Annotated in this window: 15 protein-coding genes; 9 read left to right on the top strand and 6 right to left on the bottom strand. The window is 61.4% G+C overall.

The annotated features are described in order from the left end of the window. Positions 1-57: 57 nt before the first annotated feature. Entirely contained in the window at positions 58-2,493 is a 2,436-nt protein-coding gene (locus tag F8N43_RS02660) for a TonB-dependent siderophore receptor (RefSeq protein ID WP_150653153.1), read from the top strand. A gap of 65 nt (positions 2,494-2,558) precedes the next feature. On the opposite strand, the gene F8N43_RS02655 is transcribed toward F8N43_RS02660, so the two are convergent. After that, the gene (locus F8N43_RS02655; protein WP_150653152.1) at positions 2,559-3,068 is read right to left on the bottom strand and encodes a winged helix-turn-helix transcriptional regulator; all 510 of its coding nucleotides are present in this window, start codon (positions 3,066-3,068) and stop codon (positions 2,559-2,561) included. A 101-nt stretch (positions 3,069-3,169) separates the two neighbouring features. Here F8N43_RS02655 and F8N43_RS02650 point away from each other — a divergent pair, with 101 nt between their 5' ends. Together F8N43_RS02650 and F8N43_RS02645 are read left to right on the top strand one after the other, a co-directional pair. Next, entirely contained in the window at positions 3,170-3,799 is a 630-nt protein-coding gene (locus F8N43_RS02650; protein ID WP_150638543.1) for an isochorismatase family cysteine hydrolase, read from the top strand. A gap of 3 nt (positions 3,800-3,802) precedes the next feature. Beyond that, positions 3,803-5,371, top strand: a complete 1,569-nt coding sequence (locus F8N43_RS02645; protein WP_150638545.1) for an aldehyde dehydrogenase (NADP(+)) — start codon at positions 3,803-3,805, stop codon at positions 5,369-5,371. Positions 5,372-5,390: 19 nt separating this feature from the next. Here F8N43_RS02645 and F8N43_RS02640 read toward each other — a convergent pair whose 3' ends face one another. The 4 genes from F8N43_RS02640 to F8N43_RS02625 form a co-directional block, all read right to left on the bottom strand. Then, positions 5,391-6,389 (bottom strand): bile acid:sodium symporter family protein, encoded by a 999-nt coding sequence (locus F8N43_RS02640; RefSeq protein WP_150653151.1) that lies wholly within the window; start codon positions 6,387-6,389, stop codon positions 5,391-5,393. 266 nt (positions 6,390-6,655) lie between these two features. Then, positions 6,656-8,164, bottom strand: coding sequence for a tripartite tricarboxylate transporter permease (locus tag F8N43_RS02635; RefSeq protein WP_150632050.1), 1,509 nt, complete (start codon positions 8,162-8,164; stop codon positions 6,656-6,658). 24 nt (positions 8,165-8,188) lie between these two features. Then, entirely contained in the window at positions 8,189-8,683 is a 495-nt protein-coding gene (locus F8N43_RS02630; protein WP_150632049.1) for a tripartite tricarboxylate transporter TctB family protein, read from the bottom strand. Then, a complete protein-coding gene (locus tag F8N43_RS02625; RefSeq protein WP_150653150.1) occupies positions 8,680-9,651 on the bottom strand; it encodes a Bug family tripartite tricarboxylate transporter substrate binding protein in 972 nt (323 codons plus the stop codon). The genes F8N43_RS02630 and F8N43_RS02625 overlap by 4 nt, the downstream gene beginning before the upstream one ends. 158 nt (positions 9,652-9,809) lie before the next feature. Between F8N43_RS02625 and chrA the strand changes: the two genes are divergently transcribed. Continuing rightward, positions 9,810-11,018: a chromate efflux transporter gene (gene chrA / locus F8N43_RS02620; protein WP_150632047.1), complete on the top strand. Its 1,209-nt coding sequence runs from the start codon at positions 9,810-9,812 to the stop codon at positions 11,016-11,018. Between the two features lie 247 nt (positions 11,019-11,265). Here the strand turns inward: chrA and F8N43_RS02610 are convergent, their stop codons facing one another. Next, positions 11,266-11,487: a hypothetical protein gene (locus F8N43_RS02610; RefSeq protein WP_150632046.1), complete on the bottom strand. Its 222-nt coding sequence runs from the start codon at positions 11,485-11,487 to the stop codon at positions 11,266-11,268. 199 nt (positions 11,488-11,686) lie between these two features. Here F8N43_RS02610 and F8N43_RS02605 point away from each other — a divergent pair, with 199 nt between their 5' ends. From F8N43_RS02605 to F8N43_RS02585, 5 genes are all read left to right on the top strand, one after another. Further along, positions 11,687-12,457 carry an alpha/beta hydrolase gene (locus F8N43_RS02605; RefSeq protein ID WP_150653149.1) on the top strand — a complete coding sequence of 257 codons (771 nt, stop codon included), beginning with the start codon at positions 11,687-11,689 and terminating at the stop codon, positions 12,455-12,457. A 126-nt stretch (positions 12,458-12,583) separates the two neighbouring features. Beyond that, positions 12,584-12,844, top strand: a complete 261-nt coding sequence (locus tag F8N43_RS02600; protein WP_150653148.1) for a DUF2790 domain-containing protein — start codon at positions 12,584-12,586, stop codon at positions 12,842-12,844. Between the two features lie 39 nt (positions 12,845-12,883). Next, positions 12,884-13,555 carry a heavy metal response regulator transcription factor gene (locus F8N43_RS02595; RefSeq protein WP_149418845.1) on the top strand — a complete coding sequence of 224 codons (672 nt, stop codon included), beginning with the start codon at positions 12,884-12,886 and terminating at the stop codon, positions 13,553-13,555. Then, entirely contained in the window at positions 13,552-14,955 is a 1,404-nt protein-coding gene (locus tag F8N43_RS02590; protein ID WP_150638558.1) for a heavy metal sensor histidine kinase, read from the top strand. The genes F8N43_RS02595 and F8N43_RS02590 overlap by 4 nt, the downstream gene beginning before the upstream one ends. Before the next feature lie 524 nt (positions 14,956-15,479). After that, positions 15,480-16,664 (top strand): acetyl-CoA C-acyltransferase family protein, encoded by a 1,185-nt coding sequence (locus tag F8N43_RS02585; protein ID WP_017338094.1) that lies wholly within the window; start codon positions 15,480-15,482, stop codon positions 16,662-16,664. Positions 16,665-16,763: the final 99 nt, after the last annotated feature.

The raw sequence follows: 16,763 nt of genomic DNA, 5'->3' as shown, positions 1-16,763 counted from the left end.
GTTTTCAATTCTCGTCCCACCTATCTCCTGACACTTCCACATTTTCAGGAGAACGCTGTGTTCAACCCGTGGCCCCATGCCCTTTCCGCCGCTGTCGCCCTGGCAACTCTGGCGAGCCCTGCCCTGTCGCAGGCCCAAGACCTGACATTCAACCTGCCGGCCGGCCCACTCGCCAGCACGTTGAATGCCATCGCCAGCCAGAGCGGCCACATCGTTTCATTGGAGCCTTCGCTGGTGCGGGGCAAACAAGCGCCGGCGGTGGTCGGCCAGATGCCCGCGGAACAGGCAATGCAGAAGGCATTGGCGGGCAGCGGCCTGCAATTGCAAGTGACCGGGCAAGGTAACTTCAGCGTCGAGCCTGCCGCGGACAACAGCGCAGCATTGCAACTGGGCGTGACCAACATCGTCGAACACAGCACCGACGCCACCACCGAAGGCTCAGGCTCCTACGCCGTGCGGGCCGTGACCATCGGCAAGGGCACCCACACCCTCAAGGAAATTCCGCAGTCGGTCACGGTGATGACCCGTAAGCAGATGGACGATCAGGATATCGTCGATCTCAAGGACGCGGCCAACAAGACCACCGGTCTGGTCGGTGCCCAAGGCGTCGGCAGAGGCATGATTCTGAGCTCGCGCGGTTTCCAGATCGATGACTGGCAATACGACGGCGTGCCGATCCCGCGCAACACTTACGCGCTGGGCAACTGGGCCACGCAGGACCTGATCTTCTTTGATCGCATGGAAGTGCTGCGGGGCGCGTCCGGTTTGCTGCAAGGCACCGGCAGCCCCGGCGGCGCCGTCAACCTGGTGCGCAAACGCGGCCAGAACGCACCGACCGTGACCCTCACCGGCAAGGCCGGCTCCTGGGATCACTACGGTCTGCAGCTGGACGCCGGCGGGCCGCTGAACCAGGCCGGCACAGTCCGCGGACGCCTGGTTGCCGACCAGGACGACAGCCACTCGTTTGTCGATTCCGAGTGGTACAAGACCACTTCGCTGTATGGCGCGCTGGACTTCGATCTGAGCGAAGCCACCACCCTGGGCCTGGCGGTCAGCCAGTCCGACGGCGAATCACGCTCCAATGTCCGCGGCTTCCCGCGCTACGCCGACGGCAAACCCGTCGACCTGCCGCGCAAGACTTACACCGGGGCGAAGTGGAACCATTCGGATATCGATGTCACCACGCTCTACACCGACCTGGAACACCGATTCAACGACGATTGGGCCTTCAAGGTCGGCGCCGTGCGCATGACTGAAACCAACAAGGCGAAGAACACAAGGGTGCAATCCAGCGGCACCGGCATCAATGCCGATGGCAGCGGCGTGCAATACGCTGACTTCGTGACGGATATGGATTCCACCAAAGTCGCTCTGGACATGAACCTCAACGGCAAGTTCGAAGCCTTGTCCATGCAGCAGGAAATCATGGTGGGCGGCAACTACTCCAAGTACACCTCGGATGACAAATTCGCTCGGACCTTCAATAACAGTACCGACACTATCTTCGACATCAATCACGACCGTCCCGAAATCAGCTACGACGGTTTGCTCAATAGCCCCGGAGGTCGGGGGACGCCGAGCAAATATGACATCCGCCAAAAGGGTCTGTATGGCAGCTGGCGGGTCAAGCCGATCGATCCGCTGACCTTGGTGCTCGGCTCTCGGGTCAGCTGGTACGACTACAGCTACAAATCCTGGGGTCAGAACGCGACCAGCATCACCGCCGATCCTGAAAGCACCAGTAACGAAAACGGCGAAGTCACCCCCTTCGCGGGCATCGTCTATGACCTGAGCCACGAATGGGCGGTCTATGCCAGCTACACCGACGTGTTCACACCGCAAACCGAACGCGATACCGGCGGCTCGGTGGTTAAACCGATTATCGGCACTAACTACGAAGTGGGTCTCAAGGGCGAGTTGATGGAGGGTCGGGTCAATACGTCCCTGGCCTTGTTCCGTTACGACCAGGAAAACCGGGCCACTCTCGATACGGACGGTGGGCAAATCTGCGACGGTTGGTACTGCTCGAAGGCATCCGGCAAAGTGCGCAGCCAGGGTCTCGACGCCGAAATCAGCGGCGAAGTGCTGGACGGTCTGCAACTGTTTGCGGGGTACACCTACAACACCACCAAGTACCTTAAGGACCCGGACAACGAAGGCAAAGTCTTCAGCTGGTGGACGCCGAAACACATGCTGCGCGTCTGGGGCAACTACCAGTTCAGCGGCGACTGGAACCGTGTCAGCACTGGCCTGGGCTTCGTTGCTCAAACCCACACGATTGGTTACGACCACAGCGTCAACGTACCGGGTTACACCGTGTGGAATGCCCGTGTCGGTTACCAGCTCACGCCGGAAATCGAGCTGGCGATGAACGCCAACAACCTGTTTGACAAGACTTACTTCACGGCGGCCTACAACCAGATCAATGGCAACAACAACTACGGTGATCCACGCAACGTGATGTTCAGCGTGAAATACACGCCTGAGTTCTGACAGCGCAGATCGTTTGATCGACGCCCTCCCCGTTCGCAAGCGCAGGGAGGGCGGTTACCGCCTCCTTACGCTTGGCTCCGACTCGCTTTGAAAGCCTCACGCCGCGTTTGTCGTTCTGCGGCATAGGCTTCGCTCTGCTCACTGATCAGCTCATCCCGACGCAACAACTCACCGCAATGATCGCAAAGTGGTCCTAAACCTGCGGGTTCGCCACAGGTTTTATGGGTGTACACCACCGCCAGGCCTTCCTCCGGCGACTTGCACCAGGTTTCCCCCCAAGCGCGCAACGCCTGCACTACGGAGTAAAAGGCCTGCCCTTTTTCGGTCAGGTGGTATTCGTAGCGTGGCGGGCGTTCATTGTAGAGACGGCGTTCGACCAGGCCGTCAGCCTCCAGACTCTTCAAGCGTGCAGCGACCATTTGCGGGGTGCCGCCGGTTTGCGCCTGGATCTCGTCGTACCGATGACTCCCCATAATCAACTCACGCAGTACCAGCACGGTCCAGCGGTCGCCCACGATCGCCTCGGCCCGGGAAATCGGGCACAGAGTGGTGGGAACACTGGTATTTATTGACATACGGACTTGCCTCTTACGCAATTACTATGATTATCATACTAACAAGATGCCCAGGCAAGTCCCCGGCACCGGTCACTCAACTTTTCGTGGAGAACATCGTCATGTCGAACGCCCTTTATCCGCTCAACAGGACCGCCTATCTGCTGGTCGATCCGTACAACGATTTCCTCTCGGAAAACGGCAAGGTCTTCCCCTTGATCAAACCGATCGCCGAGCAAGTCGGCTTGCTCGACAACTTGCGCACGCTCGATCGCACGGTTCGCGCCCTCGACATTCCGGTCGTCATCGTACCGCACCATCGCTGGGAACACGGCGACTACGAAGGCTGGGACCATCCAACACCGACCCAGTGCAAGATCATGCACATGCACCACTTTGCACGCGGGGAATGGGGCGGTGAATGGCATCCGGATTTCGCGCCGAAGGACGGTGACATCGTCGTTCAGGAGCATTGGGGTTCGAGCGGTTTCGCCAACACCGACCTGGATTTTCGCCTCAAGCAAAAAGGCATCACCCACGTGATCATCGTGGGTCTGCTGGCCAACACCTGCATCGAAGCGACTGCCCGCTACGCGTCGGAACTGGGTTACCACGTCACCCTGGTGCGTGACGCGACTGCCGCCTTCCGCCCGGAAATGATGCACGCCGCCCACGAGCTGAACGGGCCCACATTTGCCCATTCGATTGTGACCACGGACGAACTCGTAGCCACCCTCGCAGGGCAGGAATGACCGATGAAGAAACTGACAGGAAACCTGATCATCGGTACGCACGATGTCGCGGCCACCGAAGGAACGATGAAGGCGCTCAACCCTGCGACCAACACGTTGATCGAACCGGATTTTGCCCTCGGCGGCGTCGCGCAAGTCCACCAGGCGGCGACACTCGCTGACGAGGCGTTCGACAGCTACAGCCATACGTCGCTGGCACGGCGCGCGGCGTTTCTGGAGAGCATTGCCGACAATCTCGAAGCCGTCCGCACTGATTTAGCGGCACGGGCCGCACTTGAGACGGGCTTGCCGCAAGCGCAACTGGAAGGCGAGGCAACAAGGGCCGCCACACAGTTTCGTCAATTCGCCGAGGTCGTGCGCAAAGGCCGCTTCCTGCAACTGGCCATCGACCCGGCACAACCGGATCGCCAACCTCGCCCGCGCATGGACCATCGCCTGCAGAAAATGGCCATCGGCCCGGTGGCCATTTTCGGTGCGAGCAACTTTCCGATCGCCTATTCGGTGGCCGGTGGCGACACCGCTTCGGCACTGGCTGCCGGCGCGACCGTCATCCTCAAAGCGCACAACGCCCATCCCGGCGCTTCGGAAATCCAGGCACGGGCCATCCAAAAGGCGGTGCAGGACCACGGGTTGCACGAGGGGGTTTTCTCGATGGTGCGCGGCAGCGGCAACACCATCGGCGAAGCGCTGGTCGATCATCCATTGATAAAAGCCGTGACGTTTACCGGCTCGGAACAGGGCGGCATGGCGCTGTATCGGCGTGCACAGCTGCGGCCCGATCCGATTCCGGTGTTCACCGAAATGACCAGCATCAATCCCACGTTCATCCTGCCCGCGGCACTCGCCGAGCGCGGCGCGCAGATCGGTGACGGCTTTATCGAGCGCATGCTGGTCAATGTCGGGCAAGCCTGCCTCCGGCCCGCGTTGCTGATCGCGATCAAAGGCGCCGGTCTCGAAGCACTGCGCGCGGCCATGGTGCAGCGCGTCAGCGAGGCCGCAGCCCGCACGATGCTGACGCCGGGGATCCATGCGTCTTACCTGAATGGTCTGGCCGCGATGGAAAACGCCGGTGCGCAGCGCATCGCCGAAGGCACCGCCGCCAGCGCGGACGTTGACGGCCAATCGGCGCTGCTGGAGGTCACCGGCCAACGCTTCCTCAAGGAAGCCACACTGTCGCAGGAAGTCTTCGGTCCATCGGCGCTGCTGGTGACCGTCGAGGACGAGGCTGAACTACTCGCCATTGCCCGCTCGCTCCAGGGCCAACTCAGCGCCGCCCTGCACCTGGAGACAACTGACTTGCCACTGGCCCAACGCTTGCTGCCGGTGCTGGAGCGCAGAACCGGACGCATCGTCGTCAACGCCTTCGCCCATCCGCAGGAAGTGACCCACGCCACTGTTCACGGAGGACCGTTTCCGGCGACCTCGGACAGTCGCTTCACTTCGGTGGGCATGACCTCAATCGAACGCTTCTTGCGCCCGGTGGCTTACCAGGGTTTTCCGGATGCGTTGTTGCCTGAGGCATTGCGTGATTTCAACCCGTTGCAGCTGCCTCGCCTGGTGGACGGGCAATAGTTGCCATCCCGTCCGGTAATCAGGGATCGACCTGAGCCATCAGCTCGACGACCGTTTCCGGACGATTGGCGTAGCGCTGCGCCAACACGGCGCAGACCATCAGTTGAATCTGGTGGAACAGCATCAACGGCAGGATTAACACGCCAATGGTGCTGCCGGCGAACAACACCTGAGCCATCGGCACGCCGGTGGCCAGGCTCTTTTTCGAACCGCAGAACAGGATGGTGATGCGGTCTTCCTGATTGAAGCCGAACGCCTTGCCCAGCACGGTGGACGCCAACAAGACCAGCGCCAGCAAAATGCAGCAAACGGCCACCAGCCCGGCCAGTCCCCAGAGCGGTATCTGATGCCAGATGCCTTCGATCACCGCCTCGCTGAACGCGCCGTAGACCACTAACAGGATCGAGCCCTGATCAACGAACTTCAGCCAACTCTTGTTGCGCGCGACCCAAGCGCCGATCCAGCGTCGGGCGATCTGCCCGGCAATGAACGGCAGCAACAGTTGCACGCTGATTTTCACAATTGCATCGAGCGTCGAGCCGCCATCACCGTGCACGTCCAGCAGTAACGTCACCAGCAACGGCGTGAGGAAAATCCCGAACAGGCTGGAGGCCGCCGCACTGCAAATCGCCGCCGGGATATTCCCGCGCGCCAGGGAGGTGAACGCAATGGCCGACTGCACTGTTGCGGGCAACGCGCAGAGGTAAAGCATGCCCATGTACAGGTCGGCGCCGATCATCGGCGACAGCAAGGGTTTGAGCGCCAGTCCGAGCAAGGGGAACAGGACAAACGTCAGGCCGAACACCAACAAATGCAGGCGCCAGTGGCCGGCCCCGGCGATGATCGACTCGCGGGACAGCTTGGCGCCATGCAGAAAAAACAACAGGGCAATGGCGAGGTTGGTCAGCCAGCCAAAACCGACCGCGACCTGGCCGCTGGCGGGTAGCAGGCTGGCGAGAACGACCACGCCGATCAGGGTCAGGGTGAAGTTGTCGGGCAAAAAACGGGGGCGGGTCATCGGTGGCATCCGGCGGTGGCGAGGAACAGTGCCTCGACTCTAACGCGCCAGCGGATTGCCGACTAACGCTAACAAGCCAGTAGATGTCGCCAAAGGGACATAACCGCGCTTCAGGCATTCGAGCTGTCGAACAGCATCGCGCGTTTGATTTCGCAAGCTTTGAAATACCAGGAACGCACTTTCCGGGGCGTTCCTTTGCATCGACCAGTACCGATCCCGGGTTCACCGGATTCGTACATGAACTCGTTACCCCCTCTGGCGTTGGCTCAATCATCCTCATGCAACTTGATGCCCCTGGCATGCAGCAGATGCGGGACCAGCAGCACCAGCAACGTCAACGCCAGAAACGCAGCGGAAATCGGTTGCGTCAGAAACACCGTCCAGTCGCCCTCGCTGATCGACAACGCGTTACGCAGTTGTTTTTCCGCCATCGGCCCCAGCAGCATGCCCACGATTACCGGGGCGACGGGGAAGTCGAATCGCCGCATCAACACCCCGCCCCACCCGATCGCCAGCATCAGCAACAGGTCGAAAGATGAGTGACGCATGCCGTACACGCCGATGGTGGCGAACACCAGGATCCCGGCGTTCAGGTACGGCCGCGGGATTTGCAACAGCTTCACCCAGAGCCCCACTAACGGCAGGTTCAGCACCAGCAGGATGACGTTGCCAATGTACAGCGAGGCCACCAGGGTCCAGACCAGTTCACCCGAGGTTTCAAACAGCATCGGCCCCGGTTGCAGGTTGTAGTTCTGGAACGCCGCCAACAGGATGGCTGCGGTGGCGGACGTCGGGATTCCGAGGGTCAGTAACGGCACCAACGAACCGGTGGCACTCGCGTTGTTCGCCGCTTCAGGGCCGGCGACGCCCTCAATGGCGCCCTCGCCTTTGCTGGCGGCAAATTCTTTCGGGTATTTGCTCAGCTTGCGCTCGGTGGAATACGACAGGAATGTCGGGATCTCCGCGCCACCGGCCGGAATCGAGCCGAAGGGAAAACCGATCAGCGTCCCTCGCAGCCACGCCGGAACCGAGCGCTTCCAATCGGCGCGCGTCATCCACAACGAGGTCATGCGGTGTCGGCCAGTAGCCTCTTCCTTCTGATACAGCAGGCTGTACAACGCCTCGCCCACCGCAAACAACCCGACCGCCACCAGCACGACTTCGATGCCATCGACCAATTCCGGCACGCCCAAGGTGTAGCGAGCGATACCCGAGGTCGAGTCCAGCCCGATCAAACCGACGGTCAAGCCAATCCCCAGAGATGCAAAGCCACGCAACATGGACGCCCCGAGCACCGCCGACACCGTTGTAAACGACAGCACCAGAATCGCGAAATACTCCGCAGGCCCAAAATTCAGTGCCAGTTTCGCCACAATGGGCGCAAACAAGGTCAGCAGAACCGTGGCGATAGTGCCCGCCACAAAAGAGCCGATGGCCGCCGTGGCCAGGGCCGGTCCTGCCCGGCCATTGCGGGCCATGAGGTTGCCTTCCAGGGCCGTGACCATGGAAGACGATTCCCCCGGGGTATTGAGCAAAATGGACGTCGTCGAACCGCCAAATTGAGCGCCGTAGTAGATGCCGGCGAACATGATCAGCGCGCCGGTGGGATCGACCTTCGCAGTAATGGGCAGCAACAGCGCCACGGTCAGCGCCGGCCCGATGCCCGGCAAGACACCGATGGCGGTGCCGAGCAGGCAGCCAATGAACCCCCACATCAGATTGATTGGCGTCAGGGCCGAGGAAAAACCCATTGCCAGGCTTGCGAGAATATCCACCCTGTTGATCTCCTGCGGCCCGAATCAGATCCAGGCGTTGACAAGCGGCGGAAGGGAAACCCCCAGCCCGGCATTGAACAGCCAGTAAATCGGTAGCGTCAGGGCAATGCCGATGGCGAGATCGCGCAGCGGATGGCGACTGCCGAAGCCCCGCGCCGAACAGGCAAACAACAGCGCGGCCGCCAGGACGAAGCCGATCAGATTGATCAGCACGGCCACCCCCAACAGCCCCCCCGTCACCCACGCCACACCGGCCTTGCCGCCGGGCAAAGCCTTGGCGGACTCGTCTTCGTGGTCCGCCAGTTCGCGAAACCCGCCGGTGACGGCCTGATAGCTCAGTACCACGCCCACGCCTGCGAGGAATACCGCCACGGCATAGGGATAGACGTACGCGCCAAGGATGACGAACCCCATTTCTTCGGGGAACAGAAAGGCGCCGTAGGCCAGCATGGCGCTGATGGCGATCACACCGACGCCTATCGCCAGTTGCACCGGCACGATTGCGCGCGATTGACTCATGGTTTGACCAGCCCTACCTCGACCAGCATCGCCCGCAGCCGCACATGCTCCGCGTCGACGAATTTGCCAAAGTCGTCACCGGTCAGGATGTTGGGTGACCATTTGTTGGTTTCGATATTGTCTTTCCAGACTTTGCTGTTGGCGGCGGCGACAACGGCGTCGGTCACTTCCTTGCGTTGCTCGGGCGTGAGGTTCGCGGCACCGTAAACACCCCGCCAATTGCCGATGATCACGTCATACCCGCTTTCTTTAAGCGTCGGCGCATCGATGCCTGCAACGCGCTCCGGTGCACCGATGGCGAGCACACGGAACTGACCATTCCTGATGTACTGGCCCAGTTCGGCGTAACCGCCGGTGATGACTTTGATCTGCCCCCCCAATGCCTGGGCAACCACTTCACCCCCGCCCGCGAAGGCCACGTAATTGACCTTGTTGACCGGAATACCCATTTTCGCGGCCAATTCGGCAATGCCAATGTGATCGATCGACCCCTTGGAGCCACCGCCCCAGGAAATACTGGTCGGTTTATCTTTAAAGACTTTCAGCAAGTCCTCCAGGGTTTTGAATTCGGACTCCTTGCGCACTGCAATCACGTTGTACTCGGTAAAGAGGCGGGCAATCGGCGTCACATCTTTCAAGGTAATCTGCGGATTGTTTTGCTCAATGCCAGCGACCATGATCGCGCCGACCACCAGCAGCGCATTCGGGTCGCCTTTAGTGCTGTTGGCAAACTGCGCCAGTCCCAGCGTGCCCCCCGCGCCCCCTTTGTTTTCGAAGGTAGCGGATTTGGCGGTGTTGGCTTCAATCAAGGCTTTGCCCAGAACACGGGCGGTCTGGTCATAACCACCGCCCACCGAACCGGGGGCCATGAACTTGACCGTATCCAGGGCAAAGGCAGGCATTGCGAGCACAGCGGTACTGAAGACAACCGCGAGGCAAAGGGTGGACCGACGTAACAATGCAAACATGCGTTTTCTCCCGAGACTTTTGTTTTTATAGGGCGCCGGTTGAACGTCGATCAGGGCGAATACCCCAATCAATGAACATCCATCTCGGGATAAGCGTAGGCCATGGTTAGAATGGCGGCATACAACAGTGAATCACTTCATTTCAGGAAGACGCGTATATGGACGAACCCCGTGCCGATAGCCGCAGCAGCCCATGGTCGGTGTTTATCATTTTCCTGCGCCTCGGGCTGACCTCGTTTGGCGGCCCGATCGCGCACCTGGGCTATTTCCGTGAGGAGTTCGTCACACGGCGTCGCTGGTTGTCGGAGCGCAGCTATGCGGATTTGGTGGCGCTGTGCCAATTCCTGCCGGGGCCGGTCAGCAGCCAGGTCGGCATGGCGCTGGGCCTGTCTCGGGCGGGATATCGCGGAGCGCTCGCGGCGTGGGCCGGTTTTACGCTGCCTTCGGCCGTCGCCCTGATCCTGTTTGCACTGGGCATTTCCCGCTACGGCACGGCGTTGGCGCCTGGCGCGCTGCACGGGCTCAAAGTGGTGGCCGTCGCGGTGGTTGCGCAAGCCGTGTGGGGCATGGCACGAAACCTGTGCACGGACGGGCTGCGCGTCACCCTCATGATGATTTCAGCCTGCATTGTCCTGCTTGAACCGTCCGCCTGGACACAGGTCGGCGTGATGGTCGCCGCTGGCGTCGCCGGCCTGTTGTTGTTCAAACCCGCGCAGCGTGACGGGCACGATCCTCTGCCCATCCCCCTCAGCCGACGCGCCGGGGCGATCTGGTTGTCGCTGTTTGTGGCCCTGCTGATCGGCCTGCCGATCTTGAATCAACTCCTGCCGAGTCAAACTCTGGCGCTGGTGGATGCCTTCTACCGGACCGGCTCACTGGTGTTCGGTGGCGGCCACGTCGTGCTGCCGCTGCTGCAAGCCGAGGTGGTGCCTTCGGGTTGGGTTGGCAACGAAGCGTTTCTCGCCGGGTATGGCGCCACGCAGGCCGTACCGGGTCCGCTGTTCACGTTCGCCGCATTCCTCGGTGCGTCCATGAGCCTTGCGCCGTCGGGCTGGCTCGGCGGCTTGATCTGCCTGCTGGCGATCTTCGCGCCGTCGTTTCTGTTGATCCTCGGCGCTCTGCCGTTTTGGGAACGATTGCGTCGCAGCGTACGTGCGCAGGCCGCACTGATTGGGGTGAATGCTGCGGTGGTCGGTTTGTTGTTGGCAGCGCTGTATCAACCGGTCTGGACGAGTGCGATTTTCAAAGTGCAAGACTTCGGCCTGGCGCTGGTCGCCCTTGTTGCGTTGATGTTCTGGAAGCTTCCGCCGTGGCTGGTGGTGCTCGGCTGCGCGATTGCGGGATGGCTGTTGAGCGCCATTGACTAGGATTGATCAGCGGGTACAACCCCTTCCCTGACTGGCACACGTCAAGGAAGGGGCAATCACCCTCAGGTATTGGTTTTCAGCTTGGTCCAAAGACGCGTGCTCAACCGCGCAATCGCCGCCGGCAGTTCCGGGGCGGTGTTTACGCGTTGAATCTGCAATCTTCAGCCGCCGCACATCCGGCCTGTGCGCTGGTTCTGCAATGGTTTGCACAGCAGGCCAAAAAGGAAGGCGATGAGCTGATTGGGCCCTAGGTGCCCCTGCCCACCCCTTCTGTCGCACTGTAAAACGCCACCCCGGCCTCGCGCACCAGGGTTCTCCATTCCGCACTGCTGATCAGCCCTTTGCGCTCCATCTCCTCGGCCGCCTTGAGCAACTCTTGGTACTGCTCCTCCACATCCATGCGAATCTCGGGTTGTGCGAGGAGTTTGTACCAGGCCGCCAGTGCATCCTGTCTCGGATCATCGGTCATGGTCTAACTTCCAGGGATTGTCTTCGCTTGGAAGTGTGTGAGTGGGTGACCGTTCCGGGCTCCCGACATACGGCAGACCCTGCATTACAAACTTGTCATCGAGTTGTCAGCGTAGCCAGCACCCTCGCTTCCTAAAGTGGCGTCGTCAGTCACCCACACCGGGTGACGCCTCCCACTGAAGATGACAAGGGTCGATATCATGAAACCATTAAGCAAACTCTGCCTGATCGCCGCCAGCCTGTTGATGCTTGGCACCGGTTCCGCCATGGCCAGCGACATCGCGCCGGTCAAGGCCGACAACGTCGTACTGGTGCACGGTTCCTGGGCCGACGGCTCGAGTTGGGCGGATGTGATCTCGCGGTTGCAGGCCGCCGGACTGCACGTCACTGCGGTGCAAAACCCGTTGACCTCGGTTGCCGACGACGTCGCCGCGACCCAGCGCGTACTCAATCAGCAAGACGGCCCGACGGTGCTGGTCGGCCACTCTTATGCCGGCACCGTGGTCAGTGAAGCCGGGGTCAATCCAAAGGTCAGCTCGCTGGTATACGTCGCCGCCCGCGCACCGGACGCCGGGGAAGACTTTGTGGCGCTGTCGGGCAAATACCCGACCATGCCCGTGCGCGCCGGCACCGAAGAACACGACGGTTTCGTCAGCCTGAAGCAGGACGCCTTCCTCAAGTACTTCGCCAGCGACGTGCCCCACGACAAGGCGATGCAACTGTTCGCCGTGCAACAACCGATCGCCAAAACCCTGTTCGCTGATCGCACCACCGCAGCCGCCTGGCACAGCAAACCATCGTGGTACGCGGTCTCCAGCCTCGACCAGACCATCAATCCGGACCTCGAACGCTTCCTCGCCAAGCGCATGGGCGCGACCACCATCGAGCTGCCGTCGAGCCACTTGTCGCTGGTCTCCCACTCCAAAGAGATCGCCGACCTGATCCTCGAAGCCTCCGGCCGTCAGCCATAAAACCGAGACCGTTTCATTACAACTTTGTCATTGAACTGTTGGTCGGCTGTCCGGATCGCCTGGTTAACCTGAACTCACTGCCAGGTACCGCCGGCAGCCTCCAAACCCTGAATAGAGAGCCTCATCATGAAAATGTTTATCCTCGGTTTCGCCGCCCTCCTCGCCACCGGCTCGGCGTTTGCCGATACGCAAACAACCACGGCGCCGGTGATCCACGACAAGACCGGCTTTTTCGTGCACTTGGACGTCGACAAAGTCCTGTCCAGCACCGACATTTCGCAGCAGTGCGGTCTGATTCCGGCGCGGCTCGACTACCTGGACCACCAGGGTCGCGAGCATGTGCTGGATTACCAGGTCGACGGCACTGGCTGCACCAATGATCATTGATCCGGCTACACTGGCGCCAATTGGCTGAGGCAGACTTTCATGAACATCCTCGTAGTCGAAGACGAACCCAAGGCAGGCAACTACCTGCTCAACGGCCTGCAGGAACTCGGTTACTCCGTCAGCCTGGCGCGGGACGGCGTCGACGGCTTGCACCTTGCCCTGGAGCACGACTTCGACGTCATCGTGCTCGACGTGATGATGCCGAAAATGGATGGCTGGGAAGTCCTGCGCCGCTTGCGCAAGGAAGCCGACACGCCAGTGCTGTTTCTCACCGCCCGGGATGACATCGCCGACCGCATCAAGGGCCTGGAACTGGGCGCCGACGATTACCTGATCAAGCCTTTTTCCTTCGCCGAACTGGTGGCGCGCCTGCGCACCCTGACCCGCCGTGGTCCCACCCGCGAAGAAGAACAGTTGCAGGTGGACGACTTGCAGATTGACGTGCTCAAGCGCCGCATCACCCGTGCCGGCGTGCGGATCACCCTGACCAACAAGGAATTCGCCCTGCTGCATTTGTTTGCCACGCATCAGGGCCAGGTCCTGTCGCGCTCGATGATCGCGTCACGGGTCTGGGACATGAATTTCGACAGTGACACCAACGTCGTCGACGTCGCCGTGCGCCGCTTGCGCCTGAAAATCGATGACCCGTTCCAGCTCAAGCTGATACACAGCGTGCGCGGCATCGGCTACCGTTTCGATACCCAGCCATGAGCCGCCTTCGCCATTCCCTGACACTGCGCCTGGCGCTGGTGTTTGCCTTGCTCGCATTTGTCTCGTTGACCCTGTTGGGCGTGGCGCTGTACCGCGACCTGGAGCACGAATTGATCCGCCGCGACGACGCTGCGCTGGTAAACCGCATCGATCAATTGCGCACCTTCCTCAATGACAGCAATACGCTGGAGCTGATCAGGACCAAACCCGCGCTGTTCCAGAACATGCTGGGCAATCGCGAAGCGCTGTTGACCATCGGCGCGCCCGGGCAAAAGCCGCTGCTGGTGGTCAACCCCGGCAACCTCGCCTTGCCATCGCTGGCACCGGTGCCGATGGACCATCCGTTGAGTCTGGCCGATGTGCAGCACTATCCCGGCGTGGAAGGCATTCCCTTCGCGGCCGTCGCGGCGACCATCGAATCCGATGACATGGGCAGCTTGCAGGTGGTCACCGGGCGCCTGATGACCGAGCGCACCGCCGTGCTCGCCCGCTACCGGCTCAATGTGTACCTCTTCGCCAGCGTGGCAGCGATTCTGCTGGCGCTGTCCGGTTATCTGCTGGTGCATCGCGGCCTGCTGCCCGTGCGCCGCCTGGCCCGGCACGCCCACGGTATCGGCGTCGGCAACCTCACCGAGCGCCTTGATGGCCAAGGCGCGCCACGGGAACTGCTGCCGATGATCGAGGCGTTGAACGCGATGCTCGACCGGCTGGGCAAGGGTTTCGTGCAACTGGGTCAGGTGTCGACCGACATGGCCCATGAACTGCGCACGCCGATCAACAACCTGCTCGGCGAAACCCAGGTCGCGTTGCAGCAGAACCGCAGCGTCGAAGCCTATCAGCAACTGCTCGCCTCTAATGTCGAAGAACTTGAGCGTCTGGCGCGCATGCTCGACAACATGCTGTTTCTGGCCCGCACCGATCCGGCCAGTGCACTGAGTCAACGCCAGGAACTGGACGCGGGCGATGAAATGGAACGCATGGCCGACTATTTTGAAGGGCTGGCGGCGGACGTCGGGATCAACATCGACGCTCAGGGCAGCGGCGTGATCTGGGCCGAGCCGATGCTGCTGCGCCGTGCGCTGGCCAACCTTTGCGCCAACGCCATCAAATATGGGGCGCCGCAGTCCGAGCTGGTCATCCGCGCCACGCCTGCGGCGGACGGCATTCGATTGATCGTGCGCAACCAGGGCCCGACCATTCCTGCGGAGCACTTGCCCCGGCTGTTTGAGCGCTTTTACCGGGTCGACGAATCCCGCGAGCGTTCGGCTCATTCCAATGGTTTGGGGTTGTCGATTGTGGCGACAATCATGCAGTTGCATCACGGGGGGTACAGCGTCAGCAGCCGTGAGGGGGTTACTTGTTTTGAGCTGTTTTTTCCGGGGCGGCGCGTGGGTGAGTGACGCTGGCTGGTTTTTTGGTTGGGTACATATCCGTTTCTGCGGTAACGGCGGCTATTGGTTCCGCCCTTACGGCGGGTGACTTGGAAGAGCGCCGATGGAGGTCGTCACAGAGTGACGGACAGCCTCAGGGCGTGGGGGCGATGCCGGCCGGCCTGGCTCTTTGATCGTGCGCATTACCCTGTGGGAGCTGGCTTGCCAGCGATGGTCGTCAACGATGATGCGTGCTGCCTGGGATGAACGCGGTGTCTGGGCGTCCATCGCTGGCAAGCCAGCTCCCACAGGGGATTGTTGGTGGACATGACATTCGTGTTCACCACCGATGCTCCTACCCGGTCAATAACCCATAGGCCCCGTCGCAAACTTCGCCAGCCCTATAAGCCGATCTAAAATACCCCCCTCTGAAATGGCAAAAAACACCACCCCCCTTGAGCACTTTCGACATATCCCAACCCCACCGCCGCCCCTAGACTCTTGCCCCCAATAACAGCGCCAAACGCGCACCAGACTGAACCCGGGAAACCCTCATGAACCCATCCGACATTTTCGTTATCAGCGCAGTCCGTTCCGCCATCGGCAGCTTCGGCGGATCACTCAAAGATGTGCCGCCCATCCAACTGGCGACTGACGTCTGCCGCGCCGCCATCGAGCGCTCCGGCCTGGCACCTGAGCACATCGGCCATGCGGTGATGGGTCATGTGATCCCGACCGAAGCGCGTGACGCCTATATTTCCCGGGCGGTGGCGATGAACGCCGGGCTGCCGAAAGAGACGCCCGCCTTCAACGTCAACCGTCTCTGCGGCTCCGGTCTGCAAGCGATTGTCAGTGCCGCGCAAAGCCTGATGCTGGGTGATGCAGGCGCGGCGCTGGCCGGTGGCGTCGAGTCCATGAGCCGTGGCGCGTATCTGTTGCCACAAGCGCGCTGGGGCGCACGCATGGGCGACATGCAGGCCATCGACTACATGCTCGGCGTGCTGCAAGACCCGTTTGCCGGTTTCCACATGGGCATCACCGCGGAAAACATCGCCGAGCGCTACGGCATCACCCGCCAGGCCCAGGATGAACTGGCCATGCTCAGCCAGCAGCGCGCCGCGCGGGCCATCGCCGAAGGTCGCTTCGACGGTCAGATCGTGCCGATCGAAGTGGCGTCGCGTAAAGGCACCGTGACCTTTGCGACCGACGAACACGTGCGCGCCGAAGTCAATGCCGAGCAATTGGCCAAGATGAAACCGGCCTTCAAAAAAGACGGCAGCGTCACCGCCGGCAATGCCTCGGGCCTGAATGACGGCGCCGGTGCGCTGATCATGGCCACGGGAGAGATGGTGCGCGCTCAAGGCCTCAAGCCGATGGCCCGACTGGTCGGCTACGCCCACGCCGGGGTCGAGCCGGAATTGATGGGACTGGGTCCGATTCCCGCCACCCGTCTGGTGCTCAAAAAAGCCGGCCTGACCGTCGCCGACCTGGACGTCATCGAATCGAACGAAGCCTTCGCCGCGCAAGCCTGTGCCGTGGCGCAGGAACTGGGCTTCGACCCGGAGAAGGTCAACCCTAACGGTTCGGGCATCTCGCTGGGCCACCCGGTGGGCGCCACCGGCGCGATTATCGCGACCAAGGCCATCCACGAACTGCACCGCGTCCAGGGCCGTTATGCCCTGGCGACCATGTGCATCGGCGGCGGCCAGGGCATCGCCGTGTTGTTCGAACGCGTCTGACACATGCAGCCTGCCCCCGCTCGGTGGGGGCAGGCGACCAAACTATTCCTCACAGGTTTACCTGATGACCTAACCTCATAGGCTGAATGACTAACAACA

The organism is Pseudomonas fluorescens (assembly GCF_902498065.1).
Taxonomy (GTDB): Bacteria; Pseudomonadota; Gammaproteobacteria; order Pseudomonadales; family Pseudomonadaceae; genus Aquipseudomonas; species Aquipseudomonas fluorescens_BJ.
Note: the sequence above shows the minus strand (reverse complement) of the source record. Positions and strands in the feature narration are given on the sequence as shown.

Excerpts from the sequence above, each read along its gene's own strand:
- F8N43_RS02655 (WP_150653152.1), bottom strand. The coding sequence starts at position 3,068 with ATGTCAATAAATACCAGTGTTCCCACCACTCTGTGCCCGATTTCCCGG.
- F8N43_RS02650 (WP_150638543.1), top strand. The coding sequence starts at position 3,170 with ATGTCGAACGCCCTTTATCCGCTCAACAGGACCGCCTATCTGCTGGTC.
- F8N43_RS02645 (WP_150638545.1), top strand. The coding sequence starts at position 3,803 with ATGAAGAAACTGACAGGAAACCTGATCATCGGTACGCACGATGTCGCG.
- F8N43_RS02640 (WP_150653151.1), bottom strand. The coding sequence starts at position 6,389 with ATGACCCGCCCCCGTTTTTTGCCCGACAACTTCACCCTGACCCTGATC.
- F8N43_RS02630 (WP_150632049.1), bottom strand. The coding sequence starts at position 8,683 with ATGAGTCAATCGCGCGCAATCGTGCCGGTGCAACTGGCGATAGGCGTC.
- F8N43_RS02625 (WP_150653150.1), bottom strand. The coding sequence starts at position 9,651 with ATGTTTGCATTGTTACGTCGGTCCACCCTTTGCCTCGCGGTTGTCTTC.
- chrA (WP_150632047.1), top strand. The coding sequence starts at position 9,810 with ATGGACGAACCCCGTGCCGATAGCCGCAGCAGCCCATGGTCGGTGTTT.
- F8N43_RS02610 (WP_150632046.1), bottom strand. The coding sequence starts at position 11,487 with ATGACCGATGATCCGAGACAGGATGCACTGGCGGCCTGGTACAAACTC.
- F8N43_RS02605 (WP_150653149.1), top strand. The coding sequence starts at position 11,687 with ATGAAACCATTAAGCAAACTCTGCCTGATCGCCGCCAGCCTGTTGATG.
- F8N43_RS02600 (WP_150653148.1), top strand. The coding sequence starts at position 12,584 with ATGAAAATGTTTATCCTCGGTTTCGCCGCCCTCCTCGCCACCGGCTCG.
- F8N43_RS02595 (WP_149418845.1), top strand. The coding sequence starts at position 12,884 with ATGAACATCCTCGTAGTCGAAGACGAACCCAAGGCAGGCAACTACCTG.
- F8N43_RS02590 (WP_150638558.1), top strand. The coding sequence starts at position 13,552 with ATGAGCCGCCTTCGCCATTCCCTGACACTGCGCCTGGCGCTGGTGTTT.
- F8N43_RS02585 (WP_017338094.1), top strand. The coding sequence starts at position 15,480 with ATGAACCCATCCGACATTTTCGTTATCAGCGCAGTCCGTTCCGCCATC.